Genomic DNA, 6,303 nt, shown 5'->3' with positions numbered 1-6,303 from the left:
GCTCCGGGCTCCGGGCTCCGGGCTCCGGGCTCCGGGCTCCGGGCTCCGGGCTCCGGGCTCCGGGCTCCGGGCTCCGGGCTCCGGGCTCCGGGCTCCGGGCTCCGGGCTCCGGGCTCCGGGCTCCGGGCTCCGGGCTCCGGGCTCCGGGCTCCGGGGAATTGTCGCGGAGCTCGGCGGGAAGAGTCGCCCCTCCAAGAATCAGCGCAGCCAAGCCGCCCCAACTTCGGCGATCTTCCCGTTTCACGTGAAACACAGAGACATGAGCCAGAGCTACGCGAGTGACCCAGGAATACCAATAACGCATTCTCAGTGATCTTGCCGGTTTCACGTGAAACGACCACCCGACCCCGAGCCCTGTCGTCGTCGCGGCAGATCCAGCCACGGTTCCGAATCAGAACCCCCACACCCGCCGACACCCCACCAGCGGCTACTGCCAACGTGAGAACCGGTCGCTTTGGGGTTCTGTCAGAGCGATTCTCCTGGGATTTCACGTTGGGGCTCGTGGGGCAAAAGATCACTTCAGAACGCCGATTCCACAACCCTGGGCACGAAAAAGCGCGCGACCACCACGGCCACGCGCTTCCGTCACCTTCCAGCAACCGGAGCCGATCCGGCTACTCCTCCGCGGCCTCGCTACCGCGTTCGCCGGCTCCCTCTTCCTCAACGCCGATCATGCCCACGATCCGCTCGAGGTCGTCGACCGTCGCGAACTCGATCGTTATCTTTCCCTTGTTCCGGCCGATGTCGACCTTCACCCGGGTGTCGAAGCGATCCGACAGACGCTCGGCCAGATCGTTCAGGGCGGGTGCGTGCACCTTGGCTCGGCGGGCGGGTGCCGCCTTCTTGGCCGGGCCTTCGGCTGCCGCAAGCTGAACCAGTTCCTCGGTGGCCCGCACCGACAGGCCTTCGGCCACGATTCGCAGCGCGAGCTTCTCCTGGGCTTCGCTGTCGTCCAAGCCGAGGAGTGCCCGCGCGTGTCCCGCCGACAGCACGCCGACCGCCACCCGCCGCTGCACCGGCGCCGGCAGGTTCATCAGCCGGATGGTGTTGGAGATCTGCGGGCGGCTGCGGCCGATCCGCCGGGCGAGTTCCTCGTGCGTGGCACCGAACTCTTCGAGCAGCTGCTGGTACGCCGCGGCTTCTTCCAGCGGGTTGAGGTTCGCCCGGTGGATGTTCTCGAGCAGCGCGTCGCGCAGCATCGCGTCGTCGGGGGTGTCCCGCACGATCGCCGGGATGGTCTCCTTGCCGACGGCCTGGGCGGCACGCCACCGGCGCTCGCCCATGACCAGTTCGTAGCGGCCGTCGCCGAGCTCCCGCACCACGATCGGCTGGAGGAAGCCGACCTCCTGAATCGAGGCCTTCAACTCCTCCAGCGCCTCTTCGTCGAAGACATGCCGGGGCTGCTTCGCGTTCGGCTCGATGTCGGAGACGGCGAGTTCGGCGAACCGGGCACCCGGCACCGGCGCGAGTTCCACCTCAGGAAGCGACGGCAGCGCCGACGACTGCAGCGCCGGCGGCAACGACGACAGTGGTGCCAGAGTCGACAGAGACGACGAGCCCGCCGCATCCGACGGGAAGGACGCCAGACCGGCGGCCGCCCCCGCGCCCTCCGGCGATTCCTCAGCCTCGCCGGGAGTGGCCGGCTCAGCGGCAGGCGCCGTGGGGATCAACGCACCCAGGCCGCGGCCCAGGCCACCCCGCGGACGGTTCTTCATGCCGTTCCTCCCGTGTTGACCCCACGCATAGCGATCTCCAGGGCTGCCTCGAAGTAGCTCGTTGCACCCCGTGATCCCGGATCGTAGGTCATCACGGACTGGCCATAGCTAGGAGCCTCGGACACTCGTACGTTCCGGGGGATAACGGCGTTCAAGACCTTGGCTCCGAAGTGGTTCCGGACGTCCTGTTCCACCGCGTCGGCCAGGCGCGTACGCCGGTCGTACATGGTCAGCAGGATCGTGGAAACGTCGAGCGTCGGGTTGAGGTGCTGGCGTACCAGGTTGATGTTGTTGATCAGCTGGTTGAGGCCCTCCAGCGCGTAGTACTCGCACTGAATGGGTATCAGCACCTCCTGCGCCGCGCAGAGCGCGTTGACCGTCAGCAGGCCGAGCGACGGTGGGCAGTCGATGAAGACGTAGTCGAACTTCTCCGGGTGCCCGGAGATCGCCCGCGCCAGGCGGGATTCCCGGGCCACCACTGAGACGAGTTCGATCTCGGCGCCGGCGAGGTCGATCGTGGCCGGCACGCAGTAGAGAGTCGGAATGCCCTCGACCTGCTGCGCCACCTCGGCGAGCGGAACATTGTCGATCAGGCAGTCGTAGACGTCCGGCACACCCGCATGGTGGGGCACGTTCAGACCGGTGGAGGCATTGCCCTGTGGGTCAAGGTCAACCACCAGCACCCGGTTGCCGTGGAGCGCCAGCGCCACCGCCAGATTGACGGTGGTCGTGGTCTTCCCGACCCCACCCTTCTGGTTGGCGACGCAAATCACCCGCGGGTGGTCGGGGCGCGGCATGACGATCTCGCCGCTCGGGTTGAGGATCTGCACAGCTCGCAACGCTTCCATGGCAAGGGGCGGATCGTCCTCAACCCCGCCCGGCGTTTCACGTGAAACATGCTCGGCGGGGACTCCGGAGGCCGGAGCGCTGGAGGACCGTACCGCCGCAACTGGCTGCTGGGGCAGGGGTGTGCCGTAGCCGTAACGCGCTGGCTGGCCGTAAGCGCCGGCTGCCCGCGGCAGGGGGGCATTCTGGTCACCGGCGTGCAGCCCACCCGCGTTCACTGCCGACGGCCTGTCGAGAGGCGACTCGGTTTCACGTGAAACACCGTACTCATGCACCGCTTTATCCCTGTGAGTGAGGAAGGATTCGGCCGGCTGACCATGCGCCCCGGCGGGGAGAATCCGGTCCACGTTATCGACGCTTGGCCAGCCTACGGCCGTCGGGCTTGTGTCGCCATGGTCCTCAGTCCGATGAGTCGGACGCAACGTCGCTTTACCCGTCACCAAAACGGCATCAATGGGCGCAACCAACGCAGCAAGCTCAGCCGCTTCAGGTACAAGGTCAAAAGATTCAAACCCTTTTCGGGTACGCGTGACCCCGCCCCTCAACCGCACCACGGTCGTCCCGCCAAGCGGAGGAAGCACCCCTGACCCGGCTTCCACCAGAGGCGCACAGTCCGAGCACGCCCCGCCTCGAACACACGCCGCCCGCAAACAGGTAGACAACGCACCGCTACCCACCACGTGAAGCTGCGGCGCCACGGTGGACCCGTCCCACCGAACGCCCGCCAGCCCGTCCAGCCACGTGGCCACCGCCTCGTCGACGCGCACCACGGCCGGCCCTGCACGGCGTACACCCGAGGTCCCGTCCACGCAGGCCGCGAAAGAGCCACCGCCTGCGGAAGAACCACCGGCCGTCGCAGAGGAACCGCCGACCGGGGAGGAACCATCGGCCGGGGAGGAACCGCCGGCCCTGACGGCAGCCACACCTTCGCAGCGCACCACCGCAGGCCCGGGAGCAACGGCGGGATGCACTTTGGCCTTACGTCTCCGTGCGCCCCGCCTGCCCATGGTTATCTCCTCCGCGTTCCCTTCCGCCCATCACCGCGCCGAGCCCCGCCCTGCCCCGCCTCCGAACGCCCATCCAAGCGCCCATCCGAGCGACGCTCTGAGCGCCCCTCAGAACGACGCTCCGTACGCCGCTCCGCGCGCCGAACAGCAGCCGCACTGGGGCCCCGCACCGGCACCACGTGCCGTTCCTTGATCACGTCCACCACCGTCGCCGGCGGGTCGATCAGCCCGGCTCCGCAGAGCCGCACCACCGTCTCGCCACCGCCCAGCTTCGCCAGGGCCCTGGCGTGCTCGGCGACCTCGTCTGCCGCCGACGCCCCCTTGAGCGCCAGCAGCCGTCCGCCGACCTTGGCCAGCGGCAGGCACCAGCCCGCGAGTTTGTCGAGGGCGGCGACCGCGCGTGCCGTCACGACGTCCGCTTCGGGCAGTTCTCCGATCACTTCTTCGGCACGCCCGCGGACGACCGTGACGTTGCTCAGGTCGAGCGCTTCCACCGCCTCGTCGAGGAAGGAGGTGCGCCGTGCCAGTGGCTCGACCAGCGTGATGTCCAGGTCTGGGCGGGCCACAGCCAGCACGATACCGGGCAGACCGGCACCAGATCCGACGTCAATCACCGAAGCGCCTAATGGGATTAACTGGGACATAACTCCACAGTTGACCAGGTGCCTCTCCCAGAGCCGGGGAGTCTCCCGGGGCCCGATCAGCCCACGGACGACACCCTCGGTGGCGAGCAGCTCCGCGTACCGGCCGGCCAGCTCGAGGCGCTCTCCGAACACCTCAGCGGCCGCGGCGGCGATCTCCGCGGGCGGCACCAACACCGACGGACCGTCCGGGTCCGCAGGATCAGAACCGGCCACCACGGAGGAAACGCCAGGGGGGACAACAGCTTCGGGGGACGACAACGGGAAAGACGACGGCCCGGGCGTCAGCTCGCCCGGGCCGAGGTCACCCGCGCCGTGGCGTGGGTTCGTCATGATCAGTCCGCCACACGCACCACGATGCGCCGGTTGGGCTCCACGCCCTCGGACTCGCTCTGCACACCCGAGATCGCGTTGACGACGTCGTGCACGCACTTGCGTTCGAAGGCCGACATCGGCTCCAGGCGGACCGGGTCGCCGTGCTCCTTGACCTTCTCCACGGCGTTGCGGGCCACCGCCCCGAGTTCCTTGCGCCGGGCCGCGCGGTAGCCGCCGATGTCCAGCAGCAGCCGGCTGGGCGAGCCGGTGGCGCGGAAGATCGCCAGGCGGGTGAGTTCCTGGAGCGCTTCGAGCGTGGCGCCCCGCTGGCCGACGAGCGGCTGCAGGCGGCCACCGACGACCTCGACCATCGGACGACCGGCGGAGACCAGCTCGTCGATGTCGCCGTCGTAGTCGAGGATGTCCAGCAGCCCCTCGACGTAGTCCGCGGCGATCTCGCTCTGGCGGAACAGGTCGCCGTCCGAGGCGACGCTCTCCGACTTCTTGACCTCGGTGGAGGCTGTCCCCTCGGCACCGGCGACCGGCTCGACGTCCTCTGATGCGGACGAACCGGCGGACGAACCGGCGGAAGGGGGCGTGCTGGTGTCGGTCACGGTCTCATCTCCGTTGTCACTCGGGCCGGACCGAAGTCGGTCCGATGTTTCCCACGGCGCCGATTCGTGCCCGGCAGCGCGGGGAGGTCGGTAGCGGGAGAGCGCTCGGGTCCGGACGGGCCCGAGCAGCGATCATCCCTTGGGTTTGGCCGCCGGTCGGGCGCCCTTCTTCGGATTCACCGGTTTGGCACCGGGCTTGGGCGCCCGGGCGTTGGCGTCGACGACCGGGGTGACCGGCTCGGCCTGCGCCTTGCGGGCACCGAAGAGACCACCGGTGCGGGCCGGCTGAACCGGGCTCTTGGCGCTGCCGCCCCGGTTCGTGCCGCCGCCCGGCTTCGCCGCGGAGGACGTCTTGGCGCCCGCCATCTGCACCGGCGGGAACTTGCGGAGCACCCACTGCTGCTGGGCCAGGGTGAACAGGTTGTTGGTGACCCAGTAGATGACCACACCGATCGGGAACAGCGAGCCGGAGATCAGCAGCGAGAACGGGATGCCGTAGAGCATCAGGCGCTGGATCATCTTCTGCTGCGGGTCCTCGGCCCAGCCGGTCTTGAGGATCATCTGGCGGCTGGTGAGGAACGTCGTCCCCATCATGACCAGGACCAGGATGCCGGCCAGGACCTTGACGGTGGTCCCGTCGGCACCGACCGCGGCCAGTTCGGCGGCGGAGGAGCCGAACTTGGCGCTGATCGGGGCGCTGAACAGGTGCGCGTTGGCGGCGCTGTCGAACTGGCCGAGCGTCCAGCCGTAGAGGAGTTTGTACTTCTCGGAGATCGACGGGTCCAGGTGCTGAAGCACGTGGAAGAGGCCGAAGAAGACCGGGATCTGCAAGAACATCGGAAGGCAGCCCATCAGCGGGTTGGCCTTCTCCGTCTTGTAGAGCTCCATCATCTCTTTCTGGAGCGTCTCGCGGTCACCCTTGTGCTTCTCCTGCAGAGCCTTGACCTTGGGCTGCAGTGCCTGCATGGCCCGCTGGCTCTTGATCTGCTTCACGAAGACCGGGAAGAGAATGACGCGCAGCGTCACCACCAGGAAGATGATCGCCAGGATCCAGGCCCAGTTGGTGCCGACCACCCGGCCGTCCGGGATGCCGATCGCGTCCCACAGGGCATGCCAGCGGAGGAGGATCCACGAAATGGCGTAGTAGATCCAGTCGAGACTCAAT

5 protein-coding genes are annotated in these 6,303 nt (G+C 68.3%); all 5 read right to left on the bottom strand.

Features of this window, described 5'->3' with window-relative positions:
- Nucleotides 1-614: 614 nt before the first annotated feature.
- Nucleotides 615-1,715, bottom strand: a complete 1,101-nt coding sequence (locus QSK32_RS38115; RefSeq protein ID WP_045747769.1) for a ParB/RepB/Spo0J family partition protein — start codon at nucleotides 1,713-1,715, stop codon at nucleotides 615-617.
- Nucleotides 1,712-2,680 carry a ParA family protein gene (locus QSK32_RS38110; RefSeq protein ID WP_285474665.1) on the bottom strand — a complete coding sequence of 323 codons (969 nt, stop codon included), beginning with the start codon at nucleotides 2,678-2,680 and terminating at the stop codon, nucleotides 1,712-1,714. Before QSK32_RS38110 ends, QSK32_RS38115 begins: the two co-directional genes overlap by 4 nt.
- An 890-nt stretch (nucleotides 2,681-3,570) precedes the next feature.
- Nucleotides 3,571-4,542 (bottom strand): 16S rRNA (guanine(527)-N(7))-methyltransferase RsmG, encoded by a 972-nt coding sequence (gene rsmG / locus QSK32_RS38105; RefSeq protein ID WP_285474659.1) that lies wholly within the window; start codon nucleotides 4,540-4,542, stop codon nucleotides 3,571-3,573.
- A gap of 2 nt (nucleotides 4,543-4,544) precedes the next feature.
- Nucleotides 4,545-5,138 (bottom strand): Jag family protein, encoded by a 594-nt coding sequence (locus tag QSK32_RS38100; protein ID WP_045747771.1) that lies wholly within the window; start codon nucleotides 5,136-5,138, stop codon nucleotides 4,545-4,547.
- A 132-nt stretch (nucleotides 5,139-5,270) separates the two neighbouring features.
- Nucleotides 5,271-6,302, bottom strand: coding sequence for a membrane protein insertase YidC (gene yidC / locus QSK32_RS38095; protein WP_045747772.1), 1,032 nt, complete (start codon nucleotides 6,300-6,302; stop codon nucleotides 5,271-5,273).
- Nucleotide 6,303: the final 1 nt, after the last annotated feature.

This window comes from Actinoplanes sp. NBRC 101535 (assembly GCF_030269225.1).
Classification (GTDB): Bacteria; Actinomycetota; Actinomycetes; order Mycobacteriales; family Micromonosporaceae; genus Actinoplanes; species Actinoplanes rectilineatus.
This window is presented reverse-complemented; position numbering and strand designations above follow the sequence as displayed.